Here is a 24,539-nt window from a genome sequence, read left to right as displayed (position 1 = left end):
GTCAGGCCTGCGCCGTTGCGGCCTCAAGCGGCGGCATCGGCTGCCACGAGGCGTCCTTCGCGATCTTCCGCCCGTCACGCAGGCCGCGGAAGAGGTTCGACGTTCCCCGCACCGTGCGCTCGACGAACAGCAGGCGAATCAGCTCCTTGCCGAACGTGAGGCTCGTGCCCACCCCGAACAGGACCGGGTTGTAGACGCCGAGCGTTCGGTAGTACTTCTTGATGTATGCGCGGTTGCGCATGATGTAGTAGCGATAGGCGTTGCTGGAAGCATTCATGTGGCGGATGCCCATGTCCCACTGCTTGATCTCGCGCGTGCGGCGCAGCACGAACTCGTCGACGATCACGGACTGCGTCTTTCGCGACGCCAGCCATCCATACGTCTGGTCGTCCCAGTAGATGAAGAATCGCGGGTCGGGCAGGCCGATTTCCTGCACGATGCCGCGGTGGATGAACATGCCCTCGAAGCATCCGGAGTTCATGGGCTTATAGCCCGACGCGTCAAACTCGGCAGGCGCAAAGGGGATCGGGATGCCGAGGGGCTCGGCGACGCGGTACTGCCAGTAGAACGCGCTGCCGTCATAGTCGTAGCGACGTCCCTGGATGCTCTTGAAGCGCGGAGCCCACTTGCCCATCTTCGCCAGGCCGTCGGGGAGCACTTCGACGTCGTCGTCCATAAGCCAGATCCACTCGGATCCGAGTTCGTACGCGACCCGCATGCCCTCACTGAAACCGCCCGAGCCGCCCGTGTTGGTCTCCATCCGGCGGTAGACGAGTACGGACGGCTCGAGGCGCTCCCGGAACGACTCGACGACGTCGGTCGTGTCGTCTGTCGACGCATTGTCGATGATCACGATGCGACCGGGCTTGGGGTCCATCACGACAATGCTCTCCAGGAGGCGCGTGAGCAGCCCGGAGCGGTTGTAGGTGACGATCGCGATGGTCGCGGTCGCGGGATCGAAAGGGGAAGTGGGCACAGAGGTCACAGGGGAGATTCTCCGAGTGCGAAGTAGAGCGGCCGTAGATGCGTCGGCCGAGTGCAAAGCCTACCCGGTCAGGGTGTCGGCCACGCTCAGCTTGGCGTGCGCGGCGGCCTGCTCCACGCGCACTGTCACGACCTGACCCGTCATCGAGGACGCCAGCACTCGGAGGCTGACCTCCGCCACGTGCTCCGGCTCGAGCAGGCTCGACGGCGCCTCCTCGCCGAAGGCAGAGGAGCGCATAGGCGTGCGCGTGCGCTGCGGGTTGATGCAGTTGATGCGGACACCGCTCACAGTCCATTCCTCGGCCAGCGCCTGGGTGAGGTTCACGACCGCGGCCTTGCTCGCCGAGTAGACGCCGTAGTTGGCGCGCCCGCGAGTATATGAGCTGGACGTGAAGAGCAGGACCTGCCCCTGGGTTGCGGCGAGGTACTTGTGAGCGGCCCGCGAGACGATCACCGGGGCTAGGAAGTTCGTCTCGATCGTGCTCTCGAGGTCCCTGATCCGGGTGTCGGTGAGAGCCCCCATCTGGAGCACACCCGCCGTCAGGACGACGGCATCGATGCGCCCTTCGGCCGCGAAGACCTGCTTGAGCGCACGCTTGACGAGCGCGCGCGAGCGCACATCGGTTCCTGTGGTGGACCGGCTGAACTCGTGCACCACCGCGCCGCAGACGCCGGCCAGTTCCACGACGCTGCGACCGATCCCATAACTGCCACCGAAGACGACGACTACCTTCCCGGAGAGATCGGGCAGGGACGCCGTCTCGGCGGAGAGGCTCTCAGACTGGAGCTGGAATAGCTTGTCGGCGATGTGCACGTCGATCGGCTCGGTGACCTTCATATTCTGGGGCGTGCCCTCGACGACGTAGATCGGCACGTCGGGAAGGTACGTGAAGACGACGCCGCAGTCGTCGGTCGCGTGGAATGAGGCATCCTGGGCGGCGCGCTCGTAGGCGCGACGGATGGTGCCCAGCCGGAACGCCTGCGGCGTTTGGCCACGCCGCAAGCGCGCCCGCTCCGGAATCGCGGTGATGTGGGAGGCGGCGTCGACCTCGATGATCGTGTCCGACGACGCGATGCCGGTGTCTACGGCGTCGTAGCTGTCGAGCGCCTCGACGCAATCGCGGACGATCCGGTCGTCGACGAACGGGCGCACGGCGTCGTGGAAGAGGACCTTGGTATCGGGGTCGTCGCCGAGGACGGCCAGCGCGGCCTGGGTGGAGTCGTTGCGGGTGGCGCCGCCCGGAATGATCCGGGTCAGCTTCGGGAAGCGCTCAGGGTCGACGAGCGAGTCCAGCTCATGGATCGCGCCAGCGTTCATGACGATCATCACCTCGTGGATGTACGGGCTGGCGTTCAGCACTTCGAGGGTGTGCTCGACGATCGCCTTGCCAGCGATCTTGATGAGCTGCTTCGGGATGCCGAGTCCTACGCGGACGCCGACACCGCCGGCGAGGAGGACGGCCACGGTGCGAGAAGCGGGCATGAGTTTTCGGGTCTTCTTTCCGGGGAGGGGGAGGAGGCGTACCGGGCGCGTGTTGCTCAGGACCAGGTGGCCGGGTGGTTGTCGGATCGGTGCTTCGCCCTGCGCTCGATTGCGCGCAGCTTGCGGCGGAACCCATACCGGCGCTGCGCCTCTAGGAGAAGGCGCGGCAGACCGGTCGTGCGCGCGAACGTCATCGGCCAGCTCCTGGTGACGGAGCCGCGCGTATCCCGGTTGAGGTAGTTGAAGAACAGCGAGACCGACAGCGCGGGCGCGAACTCGCGCTCTTCACCACCCAGCTCCACGGCGTCGCGCAGGGGCGCGAGATGCGTCAGGTACGGCGTGGTCGCAGGCCTGGTGCGGAAGTGATCGAAGGCGAACGCGAACAGGCCTCGGCGCGTGCGAGCCGGCTGGGTCAGCTGAAGGCGCAGGAATTCGCGTGTGAACTCCGGAAGCTCGGACTCGAGAGCATCGTGCAGATCCGCATCATTCTGGCGCGGTTCCACGATGGGCTCCCACCCTCCCGAACCATGCCGATAGCCCTGCACCGTGCCGTGGTCGAGGTTGGCGAAGATGGCCTCGACGGGAAGCATCGAGAAGGCACTGGAGGTGAAGTTGTGGCGGGCGCATAGCTCATCGCTGCCGTAGATACTGCGCGCGTAGTAGAAGGGTAGCGCCGACGTCGAGAGGCTGACGGCGGAGAGTATCCGCTTGAGACACTCCTGGGTGTAGCCCCGTCCCCAGTACTCGACCACTGCGAAGCTCTCGTCGAACACCATCTCCTGGCTCAGGTACGCAACGCATGCACGTCTCTCCTCGGCCGCCCGCTGGAGAAGATGAGCGTCCAGAACGGCGGAGGCCGACATCGCGGCGCGCAGCGCCGCCTGTGATGCTTGCGAAAGGCGGACGTCGGGTGCGAACGCGGTAGCTTCGGGGATGACTGCAGAGAACTCGGCGATCGACAGCCCGGCGATCTCGGCCAACGCGGACACGGTCCTGGCGCCTGCGAACGTGCCGAATTCCCCGAAGAACTCTTCGTCGATGCTGTCGATCTGCGAGGCCAGGCGCCACGCCTTACGGGACCCGAAGATGTAACGCGTTCGCAGGTCGAGCCCGAGCTCCTCGATAGCGGCGTCAGCGATCCGCTTGAGGTGATGTCCGTCCCGCGAGAGGAAATACAGGGTCCGGTAACCTCGTGCGACGGCGTCGTCTAGCACCCACAGCACGTATGGCACGAGGAAGAGGCTGACGTACCGGAACGCGAACGGCGTGGGACCTTCAGCGGATGCAGCGAGCCGACGGTCGTGTAACAGCCCGGCCACCCGGTAGCCGTCGCCGGTGCCCAGCGCGGTGGCCAGCGCTGACTCGTACGTGTCGAGTTCGCGTCGAGGAAGCAGCTTCGTGCTGATCCCGAGCGCGCCGGCAGCCTTGCGGTCGGCGTGCGAGTTGTCACCCGTATGACGCCACACCCGATGGTCGTAGCCGACGTCGTGGTACGCGTGCAGGTACAAGTACCCGGTCGACTTCTGCACACCCGTGCTGCTGGACAGATACAGGGGAATGTCGTGGAATGACTGATCCGCCTTCACGAGCAATTCGCGGACCACGGACTCCGGAAGATACATGTCGCTGAGGAACACCACGTGCTCGCCGGCGTCGCGGAGCGCGCGCACGTGCGCGACCTCCGCCGGCAGCGGCCGGGTCGCAGCGAGCTCGGCCTCGATCTCCCATGACATGAGGAGGTCCCGTTGGTCGGCGCTGAGGTCGAGGATCTCCGCCAGACGCCGGTAGATGTCTGCGAGCGTGATCTCGAATGCGCGGGACTCCCGCAGCTCCGGATCCTTCCGTTTCATCTCGCGCAACGCGTTCTCTGCAGTCTGGCGATCGCGTACGAAGTCGCGCGCGATCTCGGGTGGGAACCGGCCGCGTGCGTTCAGGATGCGGTCGCGGATGTCAACGAACACCGACACCGGGACGATGCCGCGCCGGCCGATGACCGTGTCGAAGACGTCGAAGCTGTACAGCGTCGGCAGATCGACATCCCGGAGCGAACGCGTCAGAGCCGTGTCGACCAGCCGGGTGAAGGTGTCGTCGTCGTCATAGGCCCAGAAGTGGTCCGCCAGACGTGCGCGCTCGTCGGCGGCGACGGTGTTGTCGCCCCCGAGTGCGGCGAGCAAGTCCTCGAACGTCGAGGCCAGCGTGCCTGCAGAGAGGGAGAGGTAGTCGTGGCTGTGCTCCTGGACGCCGGCGTCGTCGAGATCGAACGCGTAGCGGATGAACTTCCCGACACCCGCCGCCAGCAGGTCATAGTGGATCGACGAATAGTCGACGATGCCGAGGTCGACGTCGCCGAAGATCTCGTAGATGTCGTCGCGGTTGTCCCAGAAGCGCAGGTTCGGTTCGTCGCCGAACCGTTCGCGCAGGTGCACAAAGCCGGGGTCTTTGGCCATCGAGGGGTGCATCTTGAGGATGAGGAGGGTGTTCGTCTCGCGCAAGACGCGGATCAGCCGCTCCGGGTCGGGGAAGGCGGCTCGCAGGAACGACTCGCCCCGGTGCTCGGTGCGGTAGGTGGGCGCGTAGACCGCGATCCTGGCGTCGCTGGAGAGCCCGTGCCGCGCGCGGAGGTCGTGATCGAACGAGCTATACCTGCCGTACAGGCGAGCGTAGACGTTCTGTGGGTAACCGCCACGAATGAGTTGCTCGTCGTCCAGCCCCACTTGCTCACGGAAATGCGCTTCCATCGCGGGTGAGGTGACGAGGAACGACATGGTGTCGTGGTAGACCTTGTTGTTCTCGATGTACTTCCTGGCGATGCGCGCCTGCAGGCGGCCCTGGGTGAGCTTGCGCTCGATCGCCTTCACACCGACGCCGTGCCAGAGGTTGAGCAGGAGGATCCCCGACATCTCGGGTGGGATGCGCTCCTTCACCTGGTTGACTACGAACACGCCCGCACGCTGCTGGAGGTTCTTTCCTCGGCGAGATGTCAACAGTTCCGCGCGGAAGCCGAGGGAGCGGACGAAGTGGACGGTCGGCTTCGAATCGGTGACCCAGACTGCCTCTATGTCGGGGCGATGATGCACGACATAGAGGAACAGCCATTTGGGATTCCCGGAGAAGGTGTCAGCGCAGTTGAAGATCCAGGTGAGTCGGCTTCTCATCGTGTCGGTCCCGGTTCTGTCATGAAGCTCAGCAGTGAGGACGCGAGCAGCGGTGCTGCGTCCACATCCGCATCGAGCTGAGTGAAGTCTTCTCTGACCCGCCGCAGCTGGATGTCGTCCGCGTCACCGCGGCGAATTGAGTCCACGAGGTCGTCGATCGAGGCAGCAAACGGGAGTCCGAGGTCGTCCGGATAGTTGAGGTAGAAGTCGCGCGACACGAGATACTCATCCAGGTCGAGCGCGAGCAAGTACGACGGCACTCCGGCCACGGCGGCTTCGAATACCGCCGACGAGTAGTCGGTGACGAAGACGTCGGCGACGAGCATGAGGTCCTGCGTCGACATTCCGGGGGCGGTGCGAATCTCTGCATGCTCCGGTGGGGCGACGAGTGGGTGCAGCTTTGTGATCGTGGTGTATCCGGCGGCGTGCAGCGCTCGAGTGAGTTCTAGCGGATCGACGGGCTTTCGCGCAGCACTCCCAGGCGTGCGGAATGTCGGCGCGTACAGCGCAATCGGTCTGTCCCCGAGGTCGGGGTACAGTCGGGCGAAGCGCGCCCGGGCTCGCTGTCGCGCGATCGGATCGCGGAGTCGATCAACGCGCGGAAGCGAAGCGATCATGATTTTAGAAGGATCGGTCCCGAACGCTTCGGCGTATGCAGGACGGCATCGCTCCGCGCTGGTGACGACGACGTCGTACCGGTCGTGCATTCGAAGCGCTTTGGCAAGGCGGGGGTCTCGGCCTTCCGGCCGCCCGAGTATGCTGATGCCGAACTTCTTCATCGCGCCTAGGGCGTGCCAGATCTGTACGACCGTGAGGCCGCGGCCGTGCCTCGCGGCTGATGCGACGAAGGAGTAGCCGTCCAGCACAACCACCCGCGACGTTGCGACGTGGTACAACTCGACCAGCAGATGAAGGGCGTAGCCGAGCTTCGGCAGCACCCCTCCGGGCACCGTGCGGGAACTGATGACAATGTGGACACGTTCGTCAGCCGCGCAAATGGCGTCTCGCAGGAGCACGAAGTCGATGGGCGGCTTGTCTGCCTCCCTGCTGAGCATCGTGATCTTGCGACGCCGTGGCAGAACGACCATCGCGGTGCTCACCGTGGTCAGTACCAGGCGCGAGGTGTGGGCGGCGACCAGGTCGAGCCCGATTCGCCGCATGAGACGCGCCGGAGCGGAATCGATGCGCTTCGGCTTCGCACGAAGCGGATCCACGATGAGCAGGTCGCGAACGATCCGCTCCGACGAGTGCCCGTCCAATGCACCGCAGAACTCCCTGAGAAACGCCGTCAGCTTGGCGGAGTCCACGGTTGCGTGCGCGATCGTCCTAGCAAGCTCGGCTGGCTCTGTCACCACAGGGCCGATGGCATACTCCGAGAACGGCCGGTAGAAGTCGCGCGAAGTCGTGTATTCCTCCAGGTCCGGGACGAAGAACACCACCGGTCGTTTCAACAGCGCGAACTCGAAGATCACCGAAGAGTAGTCAGTGATGAGCACGTCCGCAGCGGCGAGGAGGTCGTTCATCTCTGTGCCATGCGACACGTCGATCACATTCGATGGCAGCTGCGACGCCGCGCGAGACGTGAACGGATGTTGTTTGACGGCCACACGCCAACCGGGGCCGAGTTGCGAGGCGACGGAGCCCCAGTCGGCGCTCTCTTCGGCGTATGCGGAGAGCTGGCCGTTTCCGCGGAATGTCGGGGCGAAGAGAGCGAGCTTCACGTCAGGGCCCACGTCGAGCGCCGCGCGCACCGACGTCCGCGTGCGTTGTAGCCGGCCCGTATCGAAGAACACGTCGCTGCGGGGGACTCCGAGCGCGTGCACCCGCTCGACGGGAATCCCGTAGGCCTCCGCGTAATCCGCCCGCACACCTGGCGAACTGACGGTCGCGGCCGTGTAATTCCGGTGTATGCGGCTGCCGGGAGTAGGCCCCCCGGGCAGTCCGGCGCGACTATGGCCGACTCGCTTGAATGCGCCGGCTGCGTGCCAGACCTGGACGAGCCGCGTTCCGCGCCGAATCCGCAGCGGGTATACGAGTGGATAGAAGTCGTCGAGCACGATGACCGCGCTCGTCGCCATGAAGTATGGCAGGCGGAGGGCGTCGAGAAACGATCGGCGTGCGCGAAGGCTCGGCTTGAAGATGCCGATGATCTCGGTGTCAGGTTGCTGGCGACGCAACTCGTCGCGGATGTAGGCCAGGTTTCCGCCGAAACCCCGGCGGGAGTCCGAAAGGAAGAGGACACGGTTCGTCCGGGGGCGCGCAACCGCCGACAGCAACCGATAGGGCGCTGAGTAGGGCAGGAAGCGTAGTGCGCGCACGAGGGGCGAGCCTCGCAGGTGTTCACGCAACGTTCACTCGCTCGAGGTTGAAGGATCGGGTGAAGCAAGTGTAAGGGTTGGATACATCAACGTATGCTGAGCGCCCTTTTGGCTGTCACCGAGTTCTCCGCGCGCCCTTAACTGTCCCCCTTCACGTGAGGCAGCCCCGAGTCCTCCGCAACACCGCCGTCTCCGGCATCCGTTCCGCCGCCGAGGCTCTCGCGCCACGAGCGGGACTGGCCCGCTCTCACGGCGCACAGCACGAGCATCAGCCAACCGAGCCCCGTCAGCGCGAAGCTCTCGAACATCGAGTCGATGAGGAGGGTGACGAGGATGAGCGGCGTCCAGGCGTAGACGACCGAGCGGCGCTCGCCGGCGACGAGCCATGAACGCGCCAGCGCCAGTGCAGCCAGCGCAAGGAACAGCACCAGGCCGACCCAGCCGAGCTGCAGCGCGACGTCGAAGTAGGCGTTGAGGCCGGTGGCGTGCTTCGTGTCGAGCCAGAAGTTGATCGCGTTGAACGGGTACTCCTTCTGGTCCCAGACTCCGAACCAGCCGAAGCCCTGCACGGGCTTCTGGCGGAGGATGTCGACCATGAAGTTCCACAGCTCGACGCGCATCGAGAAGTCGGTGCCGGCGCCGAGCAGCGCGATGATCGGATGCCGCGCCGCGTAGCCCACGAACACCCCGATGACCACGAGCGCTCCGAGTGCGAGCTGCAGGCCGGCGCGACGTTCGGGCCGCGCGTGCCGAACGAGGGCGAGGGCTCCGACGGCGAGCCCGACGCCGAGCGCGAGCACGACCACGGTGGGGGAGTCGCTGAGCGCAGCCAGGCCCCCGGCGAGCACGACGGAGGCCACCGAGACTCCGGGGCGGACCGACTGGGTGCGGTATTCGATGAGGAAGGTGATGAGCGCGATGACGGCGACGAAGCCCAGCAGGTTGCGCGTGCCGAAGATGCCCTGCACCGGACCCAGCTGGGCGATGTTGCCCTGGATGCCGAGAAAGGTGAACGGCAGGTCGAGGAGGACGCCCGACAGCACCTCGAGTGCGAGGGAGACGCTCAGGAGCACCCGCAGCACGTCACCCAGCGCGCGGACGGTCTGCAGCGTGTCGCGCACGTGCCCGATGACGACGGCGAGGAACGCCAGCGCGGCCATCGACACCCAGCTCCAGAACGACGCGCTCGTGTCGCTGCTCCAGACGATGCTGGCGAAGGCCCACCCGATGAAGATCAGCACCGTCGTCGGCACCAGCCGCAGCAGCGAGATCTCGCGCCGGCGCGCCACCATGACCGCCAGACCCAGGATGCAGAGCCCGGCCACGATGGTCACGTAGGTGACGTGTCCGGCGATCCGCTCGATCGCGAATGCCGAGAAGACGGTGGCGAAGACGACGAGGGTGAAGGCGCGGGCGAAGGCCGCCGAGTCCAGCAGGGCGCCCAGCCACCCGGGCGACGCGGACCGCGGCGTATCGGTCACGCGCCGGACCCTGCCGGGTCGCCCGCGGCGACCACGCTCGACTCGGTGCCCGACGCGCGCCGAGCGGGTCGCCGTGCCGGGAGCCGCCGGCCCGCAGACTCGCCCAGTTCGACGGGGTCGCCGCGCTCGATCGCGGCACTCTGCTCGGCGGGGCCGACGCCGACGTGCGGCGACTGCTTGATCTTCGCGCCGAGCATGACGACGAAGAGCCAGCCCCACAGCAGGAGGGGTGTGGACTCGGCGAGACCCTGCACGAGCAGGATCGCGCCCACGAGCGTGGGGAGGAGCGTCAGCGGTGAGTAGGGGCGGTCGGCGCGGAGATCCCAGCGCGGCCGGTCGACGGCGAAGAACCATGCCCGCCACACGAAGGCGAAGTAGAGGACTGCGAGGAGCACGACGCCGATGATGCCGAGCTGCATCGCGACATCGATCCACATGTTGTGCGCCTGCATCACGGTCTGGCCGTGGTCGATGATCCACTCGTCGAACGCCGGATCCGAAGGCACCCACGGGGTCGCGTAGCCCCAGCCGACCCACGGGCGTTCCGCGGCGCGAGCCAGCACGGCCTCCCAGATGCCCTCCCGACCGGTGAGGTCGGCGCTGCGGCCGAGGGCGGTGAAGATCGCGTCCTGCAGCAGCCACAGTCCGAGGAGGCCGCCGATCCCGACCGCGGCGTACGCGACGTAGTACTTGGTGCGCTCACCCGGCCTGGTCGCGCGCCGCATGAGGAGCACCGTGACGAGGACCACGGCGACGGCGGCGGCCGCGAGATAGGCGGTCGCCGACGATGCGCGGATGAAGAGGTAGGCCGACAGCGCCATCCAGATCCACAGGAACGTGCGGCGCGGCGCACCCGATGCGAGGCGGATCGCGAAGACGACGATCGCGAGCAGGGCGACCGGGGCGAGCAGGTTCGCATTGCCCATGATGCCCTGGAGTCGCCCGGGGAAGTCGAACAGGTTGTTGCGCGACCAGTACTCGATCGGGTCGTCGGCCTTCTCGACCACGAATCCCGGCAGGACCGGCTCGCCGATGAAGACGGCGACCCACAGCTCGAAGAGGATCGACAGTGCCAGGACCCACTTGAGCGCCGAGGCGATGGCGCGCACGAGCTCCCGCCAGGTGAGCACGCTGCCGATGAACAGCGCCTGCAGGCTGGTGATGTACAGGAGCAGCAGCGTGAGCGCGGTCGCCTGCGGCCAGGCCGACCATGCGAGCGAGAGCGTCGCCCACACGACGTAGGCGACGACGAACCACGGCAGGCGGCGCCACTGGACGGGTGGGCGCAGGACGATCCACAGCACGGCCGACAGCACACCGCCGGCGATCGTGATGACGGTGGCGGTGAGCTCGCCGAATGCGTGCACCCAGGCGGTGCCCGACAGCGCCATGAAGAGCACGAAGATGCACCAGCCGCGCAGCATGAGGTGGCCGGTCTTCTCGCGGACCGGCGGGCCCGGCGGCGCCGACGCCGGGTGCTTGGAGTGGACGGCCATCGCCTCACAGCGTACCCCGGCGCCCTGCGCGATCAGCGGGGGCGCGGGCGGGGTCAGCGACGGCCGCGTCGCTAGGCTGTTCGGGTGCTGATCCCGCTTGCCAACGACCCCCGTGACTACGCGTGGGGCTCGCTCTCCCTGCTCGCCGAACTCGAGGGACGCGAGGCGTCCGGCCGCGCTGAGGCGGAGGTGTGGTTCGGGGATCACCCGGGCGACCCGTCCGAGACGCCCGACGGCCGCACGCTCGACCGGTGGGTCGCCGAAGAAGGGGCCGCGGCCGGTATCGATGCGCCGCTGCCGTACCTGCTGAAGCTGCTGGCGGCGGCATCCGCTCTCTCCATCCAGGCGCACCCCTCCAAGGCGCAGGCTGAGGCGGGCTTCGCGCGCGAGGAGGCTGCGGGGATCCCGCGCGACGCCGGCGAGCGCACCTACCGCGACGCCAATCACAAGCCCGAGCTGATCGTGGCGCTCAGCGACACGTTCCGGGCGCTCGCGGGCCTCCGCGAGATCGAGGCCACGCGCCGCCTCGTCGCCGCGCTCGGACCCGGTGCCGCACCACTCGCGGAGCGCCTCGAAGCCGAGGATGCCTCACTCTCTGCCGTCATCGGCTGGCTCCTCTCGGACGGGGCCGACGTCGCGCGCGACGTCGTCGCCGCCGCGGTCTCAGCCGGGTCCGACGAGTTCTCCGCCGAGCTGGAACTCGCGCGCACGCTGGATGCCGCCTTCCCCGGCGACCCCGGCATCGTCGTGGCCCTGCTGATGAACCTTGTGACCCTGCGTCGCGGCGAAGGACTCTTCGTGCCGGCCGGCGTCCTGCACGCCTACCTCGACGGTCTGGGTGTGGAGCTGATGGCGGCGAGCGACAACGTGCTCCGCGGTGGTCTGACGCCGAAGCACGTCGACGCGGCCGAGCTCGTGAGCGTGCTCGACCCGACGCCGGGGCTGCCGCCGGTGATCCGGGCGCGTGCGCTCGGGGAAGGCATCGGCCAGTACGACGTGCCGGTCTCGGACTTCGCTCTGCTCGCCGTCACGCCGACGCGGGAGGGGGTCGAGGTGCCGCTGGCGGGACCGGCGATCGCGGTCGCCACCGGCGGGTCACTCAAGGTCGTCGGGCTCGCGTCGGGAGCGGCGTCGGACCTCGTACCCGGGGCCGCCGTGCTCGTGACCCCGGACGAAGGCGGGGTCCGCGTGGCAGGTGAAGGAGAGCTCTTCATCGCCCTTCCGGGACGCTGAACCGCGGGCTCATCGCTTTCTCATCGGACCGTTATCACAGCGCGACACGCCGTCGGCGCGTCGTGAAGGTTCAAGAGGCGGTTGAGCGTTTACTATCTGCGACTTGACCTCGGCGAACTACACGGGTGTAATTATCCGTACACGCACCAGCGTGGAGCAGGATCACGGGGGGTGAGAACGACATGACGGTTTCTCAATACCGTTCCGGCGTTCCCGACGACTGGTTCGTCGATCCGGTTCAACTGGGGGTACCGGGGGTTCGCCGCAACATCGACGCGGAAGAAGACAATCCGCTCGCATGGCAGACCGACGCACTATGTGCGCAGACCGATCCGGAGGCGTTCTTCCCCGAGAAGGGCGGCTCCACGCGTGATGCGAAGCGCATCTGCACGTCGTGCGACGTGCGAGGCGAATGCCTCGACTATGCGCTGCAGAACGACGAGCGATTCGGTATCTGGGGCGGTCTCAGCGAGCGCGAACGTCGCAAGCTGAAGCGTCGAGCGGGCTGAAACGCACGCCGGTCGGCCGGTTCGATCCGGCCGACCCGGCGCGTTCGCCCGAGCTGGCGATGGAGCGCGACCTAGGCTGACCAGGACATGCCCACCGTTTCGCCGACCCCTGTGCCGCCGACCAGTCCGTCGTCGGACGGTGTCACCTCGAACGCTGCCTTCGCGAGCTCCGGCCCCTCGGAGTCCGCGCTGACGCGCGCCTCCGCGTCGAACCGGATACACGCGGTTCTCGTGGTCCGTCCCGACGGTCGCACGCCGGCCGCATTCCACCTGCGACGCACTCTCGCGGCGCTCGCCGAGCAGACGCGTCCGGTCGACGCCCTCACGATCGTGGTCTGCGGCGGTGACGACCACCTCTTCGAGATCGTGGATGCCGCAGGCGCCGAGTCCGTCGTGAAGGCTCCGGCATCCACCGGTTTCGCGGCGGCGACGGCGCTCGTGTCGCCGCGCCGCGGCGAGAACGTCGATGGCGACGCGCTCTGGCTGCTGGCGCAGGATACGGCGCCGGAGCCCGACGCGCTCGCCCGGCTGGCCGGAGCCCTCGAGCTGTCGCCGTCGGTCGCCTTCGTGGCGCCCAAGCTCGTGCGCTGGGACGACCGTTCCGAGATCGTCTCGCTCGGCGTGAGCATGACCCGGGTCGGCCGCACGGTAGGCCTCGCCGACGGCGAGCTCGATCAGGGGCAGCACGACGCGCAGGAGGACGTGCTCGGTGCCGACGTGCGCGGCATCCTGGTCCGCTCCGATGCCTGGGACCGGCTCGGCGGCCTCGACCGCGGCCTCGCAGGCGCCGACGAGGGACTCGACCTCGGGGTGAGGGCGCGACTGGCCGGGGGCCGCGTGTCGCTGGTCCCGGCAGCACTCGTCGCCACGGCAGGGGACGGCGTCGCCGGTCTGCCGGTGCCGCTGACCCCGCAGCGCCGACGTCGCGCGGTCTATGCCGAGCGCGTGGCGCAGCTGCGCCGACGGCTGGCGTACGCGCCGGCCGTCGCGACGCCGCTGCACTGGCTGTCCGTGCTGCCGCTCGCGCTCTGGCGCACCGTCGTGGATCTCGTCCGCAAGCAACCGGGTCGCATCGCCTCCGAGTGGGGCGCGGCGGCCGTGGCGTTCGTCGGGATCGTGCCGGTATGGCGCGCACGTCGCCGCATCGCGCGCGCACGCACGGCGTCGTGGGCGCAGGTGGCGCCGCTGCGCACGACGCAGGCCGAACTCCGCGAACGTCTCGACGACGACCCCGAGGTCGCGATCGGCGGCCATCGGCGCAGCGACCTGAGGTTCTTCGCCGGTGGGGCTGCCTGGCTGGTGCTCGCCGCGCTCGCCGTCTCTGTCGCCGCCTTCCCCGCGCTGCTGGCATGGCCGGTGCTGGGCGGGGGAGCGCTCCAGCCCCTCGCGAACACCGTCGGTCAGCTGTGGGATGACGCCGCGTACGGACAGCGAGCGCTCGGACTCGACACGATCGGGCCGGCGGATCCGTTCGCAGCCGTGATCGCGGTGCTCGGCTCGCTCTGGCCGTGGGCGCCGTCGCGGGCGCTCGTGCTGCTGTGGATCCTCGCGCTGCCGCTCGCCGCGCTCGGCGGCTGGTTCGCGGCTACGCGGGTGACCGAACGGGCCAGCCTGCGGCTGCTCGGCGGTGCGGTGTGGGCGCTGTCGCCGACGCTCCTCGTCGCGCTCACCCAGGGGCGGCCCACCGGAGTGCTCGTTCACCTGCTGCTGCCGTGGCTGTTCTATGCGGGTGCGGTCGCGCATCGGTCGTGGGCAGGGGCGGGGGCGGCCTCGCTGCTGCTTGCCGCCGTGCTGGCGGCAGCGCCATCCCTGGCGCCCGCGATGGCGGTGTTGTGGTTCGGCGCCGTCGTGCTCGGCATCGTCCTCCGTGCGGGTCGCGGCGTGGCACGTCTGGTGTGGACGCTCGTGCCGTCGCTCGCCCTCGCACTCCCGCTCGTCTGGAACGCGCTGACCCACGGACGCGCGTGGGGACTCGTCGCCGACCCGGGTGTGCCCTGGGCAGGACCGCAGGTCGCGGCCGACGCCGCGGGCCGCGCGCTCCTGGCAGCCGGCATCCCGACCTCGGATCTTGCCGGGTGGGCGACTCTGCTGCCGGACGGGCCGACCTGGTGGGTGCCCCTGCTCAGCGTGCCGCTGGCCCTGCTCGCCCTCGCGGCGCCGTTGACGCAGCGCTGGGCCGCCGGCATCGTGCTGCTCGCAGTGACCGCGCTCGGCCTCGGCACGGCGTTCGCCGCGGTCGGGGTGTCGGTGTCGTTCGTCCAGTCGCTCACCGTTGCGCTGTGGCCCGGCACCGGGCTGAGCCTCGCATGGCTCGGCGCGCTCGGAGGGGCGCTGGTTGCCCTGGATGCCGGTCTCGCCCCGCGTGTCGCGCTGGCGCGCGGGCTGGCGGCCACGCTCGTCTTCGCCGCGGCCGTGATGCTCGCCGTGCCGTCGCTCACCGCCTTCACCCGCGGCACCGCGACGATCGCCAACGGTCCCGCCAGCACGCTTCCCGCCTTCGTCGCGGCCGAGGGGCGCGACGACCCGGATGTCGGAACCATCGTGCTCACTCCGCAGGCCGACGCCGGTGTCGCTGCCCAGGTGGTCTGGGGTGCGAGCGAGACCGTCGGCGGTCAGACCACGCTGCTGTCGACCCGCACTCAGGCGAGTTCTCAGGACGAGGAGCTGGCGGCCCTCGCCGCCGATCTCGTCACCCCCTCCTCGGAGGATGTCGTCGCCGAGCTCGCCGACCGGGGCATCGGGTTCATCCTGCTGGCGCCGTCGACACCGCCCGAGACCGATGGCGCGCGGACGATGCGGCTGTCTGCCATGACGGCGCTCGGCCAGCGCGACACGCTCGTCGTCGTGGGCGACACCGCCAAGGGAGAGCTCTGGCGCGTCGTCGATGAGATCGCACCGCGTCCGGCGGAAGCGGCATCCGTCTCCGCCCTCGCGCGGTGGATCGCGTTCGGGCAGTTCGCCATCCTCGGGATCGCCCTGCTCCTCGCGCTGCCGACGGCGACGTCGATCCGCGAGGCGCGCCGCACCCCACGCGTGGTGGGACCTCACTGGCAGGAGGGTCGATGAGCGACCGACGGGTGTTCCGCTGGGCGACGACGAGCGCCCGCCTGCTGATCGGCACGGCCGTGTCGATCGTCGCCGTGGTCGCCGTCGTCACCGCCGTCTCGGTGCCGTGGCCGACGGTCGCGCGCGAGCCGCTGAGCGTGCGGGCCACACCGGCGCCCGCGGCGTCCGTGATCGCGTGCGACGGCGGGCTGCTGTCGATCGGCCGCAATCCGGCGGCCGCCGACGCCATCACCGTGGTCGCGCCGCAATCGGTCGTCGTCGGGGTGGCAGACGGCGAACGGCCTGCGGAGCAGCGTCTGGAGACCACCGACGTCGGACCCGGCCCGCTGGCCTACACGGCTCCGCCGCTCGACGGCCAGGCGGTCGACGTGGCAGCCACGGGCGCGGCGACCGCGTCGGCCGACGACCTCTCCGGCTTCGCCGCCTCGGCATGCCGGCCGCCACTGCTGGACTCGTGGCTCGTCGGCGGGTCCGGGGCCACCGGCGCGGCCGACCTCGTGCTGCTCGCGAACCCGGGCACCGTTCCGGCGACGGTGCAGCTGACCGTCTACGGGGCCGCGGGGCCGCAGACCCCTCCCGGCGGCGTCGACCTCGTCGTCCCGCCCGGCACCCAGCGCGTCGTGCCCCTGGCGGGCATCGCGCTGGGCGAAGAGACGCCCGTGGTGCGCGTGTCGGCTGTCGGCGCGCCGATCCGGGCGTCCCTCCAGGCGAGCATCACGCGCACGCTCACGCCGGGCGGCGTCGACCAGGTCGGTCCTGTCGCGCATGCCGAGACGACAGAGGTCATCACCGGCATCACCGTGACGCGCGCGACAGCCGCGGACGGCGCGGCCGACGAGGTGACCGTGCTGCGGATGCTGGCGCCCGCTGCGCCCGCGACCGCACGGGTGACCGTCACCACGGTCGGCGGCCGCGAACCGGTGCGCGAGCCGCAGGAGGTGGCGCTCGAGGCCGGCAAACCGCTCGAGCTGGCGCTGGACAGCCTGACCGCCGGCTCGTACACGGTGACGATCGATGCGGACGAACCCCTCGTGGCGGCGGTCTGGCAGGCGACCGGTGTCGACGAGGGCGACGACTTCGCGTGGTACACCCCGGCGCCCGAGGTGGCGGTGGCATCCCTCTTCGCGACGCCCGGAGGACCGACTCCGTCGCTCTCGGTGGTGAATCCGTCGAACGAACCGGTCGCGGTCGCCGTCGCGCCGGTCGACGGCGGATCCCCGCTCGATCTCACGATCCCGGCGAACGGGTCCGTCGCCGTGCGACTGGCCGCGCGCGCGGTGTACCGGTTCGAGCCCGAGGCCCCCGTGCGCGCCGGCCTGTCCTTCGCGGGAGACGGCGCGCTGGCGGGCGTGCCGGTGTGGCCGGCGGACGTCGCGACCTCCGAGGTCCTCGTCTACCCCTGAGTCGAGCCTTCTGGTGCCCCACGGTAGGGGGTTTCGACTCGCTTCGCTCGCTCAACCTTGACGCGGCTCGCGTCAACGCTCGCTCGCGCTCGCATTCATCCGAGCCGCGTCAGAAGTAGCGGAAGCGCTCCGGGCCGAGGTCCCACGGGTCGCGGTCCAGATACTCCGCCGCGGCCCGGAAGACGGCGCCCTCGACGAGCATGCGCCGATGCAGCTCGTCGTCGCGGTGCAGATGGCTGAGCCGCTCGATCGGCAGGCGGTACAGGATGATGCGGCCCGCGTCGGGCAGCACGGTCCATCGAGGGATGCCGTCGTCGTCGGTCGCCGCCGGCATGTCTGCGACCTCGAACCGCACGTCGCGGAGCTCGGGCCAGGCCGAGCGCAGGAACTCCGCCGCGGTGCCGACGGACAGGTCGAAGCGGTCGACGCGGGTGTCCAGTGGCGGGAGGGGAGGACGCACCACGGGGCTCCGGCCCTCGCGGCCGTGTCGTCCATGGCGAGACGCGCGCGGCTGCGCGCGTTCGCTGGTCCGGGTACGCCGCCACGCCATATGCCCATCCTAGGGCGGGGTGGGGGAGCGGCTCCTCTCCCACGACGTCGCGGCCAGCGCTGCCCGATGCTGACGGGGCGGAGACGCCGCGGCGCGGCATCCGTCCGCATGGGTGGGGCGCGCGGTAGCGTCGACCCGATGCGCGAGAGAGTCTGCTCCAAGGTCGGCTGCGCCCGTGAGGCGGTGTCGACGCTCACCTACGACTACGGCGACCAGATGGCGGCACTCGGTCCGCTCGGCGCCGGCGGCGATCCTCACGCGCACGACCTGTGCGCGATCCACACCGACCGCCTGTCGGTACCCAAGGGCTGGGTGGTCGTGCGGCACGAGACCCTCCGCGCCTGAGCGGCCGTGGGAGAATGGGCGGATGCCGACCCACACGCCCGTCGCCGCGCCTTCCACCCCTGCCGTCTCAGAGCTCACTGAGGGGTTCGAGTACGAAGTCGCCGACCTCTCTCTGGCCGAAGCGGGCCGCCATCAGCTGCGTCTCGCCGAGAACGAGATGCCGGGCCTCATGGCGCTGCGTGAGGAGTTCGGCCCGACGCAGCCGCTGAAGAACGCGCGCATCGCGGGCTCGCTGCACATGACGGTGCAGACCGCCGTGCTCATCGAGACGCTCGTCGCGCTGGGCGCGCAGGTGCGCTGGGCGAGCTGCAACATCTTCTCCACGCAGGACGAGGCCGCCGCGGCCGTCGTCGTCGGTCCGACGGGCACGGTCGACGCCCCGACGGGCGTCCCGGTCTTCGCGTGGAAGGGCGAGACGCTCGAGGAATACTGGCGCCTCGCCGACCGCATCTTCGACTGGTCGGCCGAGGGCTTCGACGGCCCGAACATGATCCTCGACGACGGCGGTGACGCGACCCTCCTCGTGCACAAGGGCGTCGAGTTCGAGAAGGCAGGAGCGGTTCCGGATGCCGCGGCCGACGACTCCGCCGAGTACCGGATCATCCTCGACACGCTGCGCGCCAGCCTGGCGCGCGACCCGCAGCGCTTCACGCGGATGGCCGAGGACCTGCTCGGCGTCACCGAGGAGACCACCACGGGCGTCCATCGGCTGTACGAGCTGGCGGCGGCAGGCGACCTGCTCTTCCCGGCCATCAACGTCAACGACTCCGTCACGAAGTCGAAGTTCGACAACAAGTACGGCATCCGTCACTCGCTGCCGGACGGCATCAACCGCGCGACCGACGTGCTGATGGGCGGCAAGGTCGCCTTCGTCTGCGGCTACGGCGACGTCGGCAAGGGCGCCGCTGAGGCCCTGCGCGGTCAGGGCGCCCGCGTCATCGTCAGCGAGGTCGACCCGATCTGCGCGCTGCAGGCAGCGATGGACGGCTACCAGGTCGCGCGCCTCGCCGACGTCGCCGGTCAGGTCGACATCCTGATCACGGGCACCGGCAACAAGGACGTCGTCAACACCGAGGACCTCCTGAAGCTCAAGCACCTCGCGATCGTCGGCAACGTCGGTCACTTCGACAACGAGATCGACATGGCGGGCCTCGAGGCGCTGCCCGAGGTCGAGAAGGTCGAGATCAAGCCGCAGGTGCACGAATGGCGGCTTCCGAACGGGCGCAGCGTGCTCGTGCTGAGCGAGGGCCGGCTGCTGAATCTGGGCAATGCCACCGGGCATCCGTCGTTCGTCATGAGCGCATCGTTCACGAACCAGGTGCTCGCGCAGATCGAGCTGTTCACGAAGCGCGACGAGTACCCGACCGCCGTGTACACGCTGCCCAAGCACCTCGACGAGAAGGTCGCGCGCCTGCACCTCGACGCGCTGGGCGTGCAGCTCACGACCCTCAGCGACGAGCAGGCCGCCTACATCGGCGTGCCGGTCGAGGGCCCTTACAAGCTGGACCACTACCGCTACTGAGGCCCGCCCGGTCGCCCCACCCTCCACCCGCTTCGGTGAGACCTCATCTGACGCACGAGACATCGGGTGACACCCTCGGTCTCGGCGGTCGGGTCTCAGGGTTGTCAGCGCTCGGGGAAGCCGCGGGGCGGCGCGGAGACCGGAGCCGCCAGTGCGTCGGCGCGGGCGGTCTCCAGGCGCAGCGCGCGCAGCTCGCGCTCGCGCCGCACTGCCGCGACGCCGATGAGGAACGTCTCGTGGTCGACGGCCGGCACGGGTGAGACGTGCACGGCCGTCTCCCGCGCGAGGGATGCCGCGACTCGCGCACGCGCCGTCGGCTCCATGTTGGCCGCCGAGCGTGCGAACTGCGCGAGGCGTCGCGACAGCCGTTCCGGCAGTCGCGCGACGTCGGCGACCGCCGCCCAGTCGGCCAGGACCGGCGGGATGCCGAGGTGCACGTCGGGAAGACGAGGGGTGCGTGTTCGCTCCGAGTAGGTGCCGGCGAGCAGGTCGCCGAGCCGCTGCGAGCGGGGGGTGAATGCTCCGACCAGCGCCGCGACGGCGCCGACCGTGAACCACAGCTCGAAGACGCCGACGAGTGCCCGGATGAACGCGTGCCGGAAGCCTGCGGCGCCACCGTCGGCGCGGACGATCCGGCCGCCGACCGCGAGGCGTCCGAGGCTGCGGCCCCGGGTGGTCGTCTCGACCACCGTCGGGATCACGATCATGACGAGGACGAGGACGACGATCGTCAGGATGGGCACCACCGCCGGGTCGATCGCCCCCAGGCCGAGCAGCCAGCTGAGTCCCCACGCGAACAGCAGCAGCACGGCGACGCCGAGCAGCATGTCGATGAGCACGCCGAGCGCCCGCAGGAAGTAGCCGAGCGGCTGCACGTCCAGCGCGACGGCCTCGCCGGTGAGCACCTCGTCTTGATGGATGTCGACGATCGCGGGGCGCTCAGCGGTCATGGCTACAGTGAAACACATGGACCTCGACGCGCTCACGGCCGCTCGGCGCGAGGAGTGGGCGCGGCTCGACGAACTCAGCCGCAGGCGGCACCTCTCCGGCGCGGAGGTCGACGAGCTCGTGACGCGGTACCGCGCGGCATCCGCCGATCTCGCCGACGCGAAGACGTCCGCCGGACGCAGCGTCCAGGGCGATCACATCTCGACGATGCTCGGACGCGCGCGGCTGCGGCTCACGGGTGCGCCCGAGAACGTCATGCGCCAGATCCCGCGGTTCTTCGCGCTCCAGCTTCCCGCCGCCCTGTACCGGGTCCGCTGGACGACGCTCGCCATCGCGCTGGGCTTCGTGGCCGTGGTCACCGTCGTGGCCCTGTGGGTGTCGGGCGACCCCGCTCTGGTGGCCAGCCTCGGCAGCCAGGCGCAACTCGAGCACTACGCCGAGAACCAGTTCACCGAGTACTACAGCGAGAACCCGGCGGCAGTGTTTGCGGGCACGGTGTGGACCAACAACGCCTGGATCGCGGCCCAGTGCGTGCTCTTCGGCATCACCGGGGTCTGGCCGGTCATGGTGCTGGTGCAGAACGCCGTCGGCGTCGGCACGGCGGCGGCGATCATGGCGGCGTTCGACCGCGGCGACGTGTTCGTGCTGTACATCCTCCCGCACGGGATGCTCGAGCTCACCTGCATCTTCGTGGCCGGTGCGGCGGGCCTGCAGATCTTCTGGGCCTGGGTCGCGCCCGGCCCGCGGTCGCGCGGCGAGTCGCTGGCCGCCGCCGGACGCTCGCTGGCAACGATCGCGATCGGCCTCGTCATCGCCCTCGGCTTCTCGGGGATCATCGAGGGCTTCGTCACGGCGCAGCCCTGGCCGTGGCCCGTGAAGATCGGCATCGGCGCGGCAGCCTTCGGACTGTTCCTCGTCTACATGCTCGTGGTCGGACGCCGCGCGCACCGCCTGGGGGAGAGCGGCGACCTCACCGAGTACGAGGCCGGCACCCCGACTCTCGTCGCCGGCTGACCCCCCGCGGCGTCTTCCCCGCCTCGTCTCCCGTCGTTCACTTGCGCTGAACGTACGCTCCACGCCGGGATCGGCGTACGTTCAGCGCAAGTGAACGAGGAGGGCGGGGAGAGCGAGGGTGCATGCGCATAGCACTGTTTTGAATCAATCAAAACAACGGTAGGCTGAGGGTATGAGCCCGCATACCGCCGTCGACACGGCGGCACGCCTGCGGGCGGCAGGGCTGCGGGTCACCGACTCCCGGCGCGCGGTCGTCGAGGCGCTCATCGAGCGCCCGCACGCCAGCGCCGACGAGCTGTTCGGCATCGTCGCGCGGACGGTTCCCGGGACGAGCCTGCAGTCGGTGTACAACGCGCTCGGCGACTTCGTCGACGCCGGACTCGCACGCCGCATCGAGCCCGCGGGCCGGCCCGGTCTGTTCGAGCTGCGCGTCGACGACAACCACCACCACCTCATCTGCTCCGAATGCGGCGCCGTGCAGGATGTCGACTGCATCGTGGGCGAGGCGCCCTGCCTGACGCCGTCCGACGCGCACGGCTACGCGCTGCAGGCGGCCGAGGTCACCTTCTGGGGTGTGTGCCCCGCCTGTGCGACGGCCGAGGCGAGCGTCGCCGAGCCGGTCGCCACCGCGCGCTCCTGACATCCTGTCCGACCCTCTGATAGCCCATCCCGATTGGAAGGAAGCTCATGACCGACACCAACGACACGATCCCGGAGATCGGCGAGAACCCCACCGACGCCGACCAGGCGGTCACCCCGATCGACACGCCGGTCGACGAGCGTGAGGACGGCGAGAGCCGCCCGCGTCCGAACGAGTCCGAGGGCTGCCCGGTGATCCACGGCGGCCAGCCGCACCCGACCACCGGCAACGCCAACAGCGTGTGGTGGCCCAACCAGCTGAACCTCAAGATCCTCGCGAAGAACCCGGCCGTCGCTAACCCGCTCGGCGAGGACTTCGACTACAAGGCGGCGTTCGAGTCGCTCGACCTCGCCGCGGTCAAGGCCGACATCGCCGAGACCCTCACGACGTCGCAGGACTGGTGGCCCGCCGACTTCGGCAACTACGGTCCGCTGATGATCCGCATGGCGTGGCACAGCGCCGGCACCTACCGCGTGACCGACGGCCGTGGTGGTGGCGGCGCCGGTCAGCAGCGCTTCGCGCCGCTGAACAGCTGGCCCGACAACGTCAACCTCGACAAGGCTCGCCGCCTGCTCTGGCCGGTCAAGAAGAAGTACGGCCAGTCGCTCTCGTGGGCCGACCTGATGATCCTCGCGGGCAACGTGGCGCTCGAGTCGATGGGCTTCACGACGTTCGGCTACGCCGGCGGCCGCCCCGACGTGTGGGAGCCCGATGCCGACGTGTACTGGGGCCCCGAGACCACCTGGTTGGACGACGAGCGATACTCGGGCGACCGCGAGCTCGAGAAGCCGCTCGCAGCCGTCCAGATGGGCCTCATCTACGTCAACCCCGAGGGTCCCAACGGCAACCCCGACCCGCTGGCGTCGGCCCGCGACATCCGCGAGACCTTCGGCCGCATGGCGATGGACGACGAGGAGACCGTCGCGCTGATCGCCGGTGGCCACACGTTCGGCAAGACGCACGGCGCCGCGCCCGACACCAATATCGAGGACAACCCCGAGGCCGCCGGCCTCGATCAGCAGGGCCTCGGCTGGAAGAACAACCACGGCACCGGCCACGGCGACGACACCATCACCTCCGGCCTCGAGGTCACGTGGACCTACCACCCCACCCGATGGGACAACGAGTTCTTCCACATCCTCTACGCCTACGAGTGGGAGCTCATGCGCAGCCCGGGCGGCGGCCACCAGTGGCGTCCGATCAACGACGGCGGCGCCGACATGGTGCCGCTGGCGCATTCGAACGGCCGTCGTGAGCCGCGCATGCTGACCAGCGACCTGGCCCTGCGCACCGACCCGGCGTACGACGCCATCTCGCGTCGCTTCAAGGACGACCCCGAGGCGTTCGCCGACGCGTTCGCGCGCGCATGGTTCAAGCTCACGCACCGCGACATGGGCCCGATCGACCGCTATCTCGGCCCCGAGGTCCCGGCCGAGGAGCTGCTGTGGCAGGACCGCGTCCCGGCCGTCGACCACGAGCTCATCGACGCGGCAGACGCTGCGGCGCTCAAGGCCCAGATCCTCGACGCCGGCCTCACGGTCTCGGAGCTCGTCGAGACGACGTGGGCGGCGGCATCCTCGTTCCGCGGCAGCGACAAGCGCGGCGGCGTCAACGGCGCCCGCATCCGCCTCGCCCCGCAGAGGGACTGGGAGGTCAACAAGCCCGCCCAGCTCGCCACGGTGCTCGCGAAGCTCGAGCAGATCCAGGCCTCGTTCAACGACGGCCGCACCGACGGCAAGCAGGTGTCGCTGGCCGACCTGATCGTGCTCGCCGGCAACGCGGCGGTCGAGAAGGCCGCCGAGGACGCGGGGGTCGACGACGAGGTGGTCTTCCACCCGGGCCGCACCGATGCCACGCAGGAGCAGACCGACGCGCAGTCGTTCGCGTTCCTCGAGCCGATCACCGACGGGTTCCGCAACTACTACGGGCCGCGGGCTTTCATGCCCGAGGAGCACCACCTCATCGACCGGGCGAACCTGCTCACGCTGAGCGCTCCCGAGCTGACGGTCCTCGTGGGCGGTCTGCGCGTGCTCGGTGCGAACTGGGACGGCTCGGACTATGGCGTCTTCACCGACCGCAAGGGCGTGCTCACGAACGACTTCTTCGTGAACCTGCTCGACCTCGGCACGACCTGGAAGCCGCTCGACCCCGGTGCGCACGCGTTCTCGGGCGCGAAGGACGGTTCGGGCGAGCCGGTCGGCATCGGCACCCGCGTCGACCTGCTGTTCGCCTCGAACTCCGAGCTCCGGGCCGTCGCCGAGGTGTACGCCTCGGATGACGCGAATGAGAAGTTCGTGCGGGACTTCGTCAAGGCGTGGGGCAAGGTCACCGAGCTCGACAGGTTCGACCTCGTCTGACCTCGCGACGCACGAGAGAGCGGCCCGCCCCCGAT

General features: G+C 69.4%; 17 protein-coding genes. 9 read left to right on the top strand and 8 right to left on the bottom strand.

What is annotated here, in order from left to right:
* Nucleotide 1: 1 nt before the first annotated feature.
* From MRBLMI12_RS19595 to MRBLMI12_RS19570, 6 genes are all read right to left on the bottom strand, one after another.
* A complete protein-coding gene (locus MRBLMI12_RS19595; RefSeq protein WP_363357876.1) occupies nucleotides 2-985 on the bottom strand; it encodes a glycosyltransferase in 984 nt (327 codons plus the stop codon).
* Between the two features lie 60 nt (nucleotides 986-1,045).
* Nucleotides 1,046-2,467 (bottom strand): bifunctional cytidylyltransferase/SDR family oxidoreductase, encoded by a 1,422-nt coding sequence (locus MRBLMI12_RS19590; RefSeq protein WP_349426790.1) that lies wholly within the window; start codon nucleotides 2,465-2,467, stop codon nucleotides 1,046-1,048.
* Nucleotides 2,468-2,523: 56 nt separating this feature from the next.
* Complete coding sequence (locus tag MRBLMI12_RS19585; protein WP_349426791.1) at nucleotides 2,524-5,622, bottom strand: CDP-glycerol glycerophosphotransferase family protein; 3,099 nt, start codon at nucleotides 5,620-5,622, stop codon at nucleotides 2,524-2,526.
* Complete coding sequence (locus MRBLMI12_RS19580) at nucleotides 5,619-7,940, bottom strand: CDP-glycerol glycerophosphotransferase family protein (protein WP_363357875.1); 2,322 nt, start codon at nucleotides 7,938-7,940, stop codon at nucleotides 5,619-5,621. Before MRBLMI12_RS19580 ends, MRBLMI12_RS19585 begins: the two co-directional genes overlap by 4 nt.
* A 137-nt stretch (nucleotides 7,941-8,077) precedes the next feature.
* Nucleotides 8,078-9,421: an O-antigen ligase family protein gene (locus tag MRBLMI12_RS19575; protein WP_363357874.1), complete on the bottom strand. Its 1,344-nt coding sequence runs from the start codon at nucleotides 9,419-9,421 to the stop codon at nucleotides 8,078-8,080.
* On the bottom strand, nucleotides 9,418-10,917 hold the full coding sequence (locus tag MRBLMI12_RS19570; RefSeq protein WP_363357873.1) for an O-antigen ligase family protein: 1,500 nt from the start codon (nucleotides 10,915-10,917) through the stop codon (nucleotides 9,418-9,420). Before MRBLMI12_RS19570 ends, MRBLMI12_RS19575 begins: the two co-directional genes overlap by 4 nt.
* Nucleotides 10,918-11,001: 84 nt before the next feature.
* Here MRBLMI12_RS19570 and manA point away from each other — a divergent pair, with 84 nt between their 5' ends.
* The 4 genes from manA to MRBLMI12_RS19550 all read left to right on the top strand — a co-directional run bounded on the left by manA (nucleotide 11,002) and on the right by MRBLMI12_RS19550 (nucleotide 17,128).
* The gene (gene manA, locus MRBLMI12_RS19565) at nucleotides 11,002-12,150 is read left to right on the top strand and encodes a mannose-6-phosphate isomerase, class I (protein ID WP_363357872.1); all 1,149 of its coding nucleotides are present in this window, start codon (nucleotides 11,002-11,004) and stop codon (nucleotides 12,148-12,150) included.
* 182 nt (nucleotides 12,151-12,332) lie between these two features.
* Entirely contained in the window at nucleotides 12,333-12,659 is a 327-nt protein-coding gene (locus tag MRBLMI12_RS19560; RefSeq protein WP_349426796.1) for a WhiB family transcriptional regulator, read from the top strand.
* 87 nt (nucleotides 12,660-12,746) lie between these two features.
* On the top strand, nucleotides 12,747-15,725 hold the full coding sequence (locus tag MRBLMI12_RS19555; protein ID WP_363357871.1) for a glycosyltransferase: 2,979 nt from the start codon (nucleotides 12,747-12,749) through the stop codon (nucleotides 15,723-15,725).
* Entirely contained in the window at nucleotides 15,722-17,128 is a 1,407-nt protein-coding gene (locus tag MRBLMI12_RS19550; protein ID WP_363357870.1) for a DUF5719 family protein, read from the top strand. The genes MRBLMI12_RS19555 and MRBLMI12_RS19550 overlap by 4 nt, the downstream gene beginning before the upstream one ends.
* Nucleotides 17,129-17,237: 109 nt before the next feature.
* On the opposite strand, the gene MRBLMI12_RS19545 is transcribed toward MRBLMI12_RS19550, so the two are convergent.
* Nucleotides 17,238-17,591, bottom strand: coding sequence for a metallopeptidase family protein (locus tag MRBLMI12_RS19545; RefSeq protein WP_414684615.1), 354 nt, complete (start codon nucleotides 17,589-17,591; stop codon nucleotides 17,238-17,240).
* 225 nt (nucleotides 17,592-17,816) lie between these two features.
* Here MRBLMI12_RS19545 and MRBLMI12_RS19540 point away from each other — a divergent pair, with 225 nt between their 5' ends.
* The gene (locus tag MRBLMI12_RS19540; protein ID WP_163616793.1) at nucleotides 17,817-18,023 is read left to right on the top strand and encodes a DUF3499 family protein; all 207 of its coding nucleotides are present in this window, start codon (nucleotides 17,817-17,819) and stop codon (nucleotides 18,021-18,023) included.
* 22 nt (nucleotides 18,024-18,045) lie between these two features.
* The gene (gene ahcY, locus MRBLMI12_RS19535; RefSeq protein WP_363357869.1) at nucleotides 18,046-19,545 is read left to right on the top strand and encodes an adenosylhomocysteinase; all 1,500 of its coding nucleotides are present in this window, start codon (nucleotides 18,046-18,048) and stop codon (nucleotides 19,543-19,545) included.
* A 104-nt stretch (nucleotides 19,546-19,649) separates the two neighbouring features.
* On the opposite strand, the gene MRBLMI12_RS19530 is transcribed toward ahcY, so the two are convergent.
* Nucleotides 19,650-20,495, bottom strand: coding sequence for an RDD family protein (locus MRBLMI12_RS19530; RefSeq protein WP_363357868.1), 846 nt, complete (start codon nucleotides 20,493-20,495; stop codon nucleotides 19,650-19,652).
* Between the two features lie 16 nt (nucleotides 20,496-20,511).
* Here MRBLMI12_RS19530 and MRBLMI12_RS19525 point away from each other — a divergent pair, with 16 nt between their 5' ends.
* The 3 genes from MRBLMI12_RS19525 (at nucleotide 20,512) to katG (ending at nucleotide 24,504) form a co-directional block, all read left to right on the top strand.
* Entirely contained in the window at nucleotides 20,512-21,507 is a 996-nt protein-coding gene (locus MRBLMI12_RS19525) for a stage II sporulation protein M (RefSeq protein WP_363357867.1), read from the top strand.
* A gap of 172 nt (nucleotides 21,508-21,679) precedes the next feature.
* Entirely contained in the window at nucleotides 21,680-22,147 is a 468-nt protein-coding gene (locus MRBLMI12_RS19520; RefSeq protein WP_363357866.1) for a Fur family transcriptional regulator, read from the top strand.
* A 47-nt stretch (nucleotides 22,148-22,194) separates the two neighbouring features.
* Nucleotides 22,195-24,504, top strand: coding sequence for a catalase/peroxidase HPI (katG, locus tag MRBLMI12_RS19515; protein WP_363357865.1), 2,310 nt, complete (start codon nucleotides 22,195-22,197; stop codon nucleotides 24,502-24,504).
* The last annotated feature ends 35 nt before the right edge of the window (nucleotides 24,505-24,539 follow it).

The organism is Microbacterium sp. LMI12-1-1.1 (genome assembly GCF_040676455.1).
GTDB lineage: Bacteria > Actinomycetota > Actinomycetes > Actinomycetales > Microbacteriaceae > Microbacterium.
The sequence above is the reverse complement of the archived record's forward strand: the minus strand, read 5'-3'. Positions and strand labels throughout refer to the sequence as shown.

Coding starts and splice junctions, on each gene's coding strand:
- MRBLMI12_RS19590 (WP_349426790.1), bottom strand. CDS start 2,467: ATGCCCGCTTCTCGCACCGTGGCCGTCCTCCTCGCCGGCGGTGTCGGC.
- MRBLMI12_RS19585 (WP_349426791.1), bottom strand. CDS start 5,622: ATGAGAAGCCGACTCACCTGGATCTTCAACTGCGCTGACACCTTCTCC.
- MRBLMI12_RS19570 (WP_363357873.1), bottom strand. CDS start 10,917: ATGGCCGTCCACTCCAAGCACCCGGCGTCGGCGCCGCCGGGCCCGCCG.
- MRBLMI12_RS19560 (WP_349426796.1), top strand. CDS start 12,333: ATGACGGTTTCTCAATACCGTTCCGGCGTTCCCGACGACTGGTTCGTC.
- MRBLMI12_RS19555 (WP_363357871.1), top strand. CDS start 12,747: ATGCCCACCGTTTCGCCGACCCCTGTGCCGCCGACCAGTCCGTCGTCG.
- MRBLMI12_RS19550 (WP_363357870.1), top strand. CDS start 15,722: ATGAGCGACCGACGGGTGTTCCGCTGGGCGACGACGAGCGCCCGCCTG.
- MRBLMI12_RS19540 (WP_163616793.1), top strand. CDS start 17,817: ATGCGCGAGAGAGTCTGCTCCAAGGTCGGCTGCGCCCGTGAGGCGGTG.
- ahcY (WP_363357869.1), top strand. CDS start 18,046: ATGCCGACCCACACGCCCGTCGCCGCGCCTTCCACCCCTGCCGTCTCA.
- MRBLMI12_RS19530 (WP_363357868.1), bottom strand. CDS start 20,495: ATGACCGCTGAGCGCCCCGCGATCGTCGACATCCATCAAGACGAGGTG.
- MRBLMI12_RS19525 (WP_363357867.1), top strand. CDS start 20,512: ATGGACCTCGACGCGCTCACGGCCGCTCGGCGCGAGGAGTGGGCGCGG.
- MRBLMI12_RS19520 (WP_363357866.1), top strand. CDS start 21,680: ATGAGCCCGCATACCGCCGTCGACACGGCGGCACGCCTGCGGGCGGCA.
- katG (WP_363357865.1), top strand. CDS start 22,195: ATGACCGACACCAACGACACGATCCCGGAGATCGGCGAGAACCCCACC.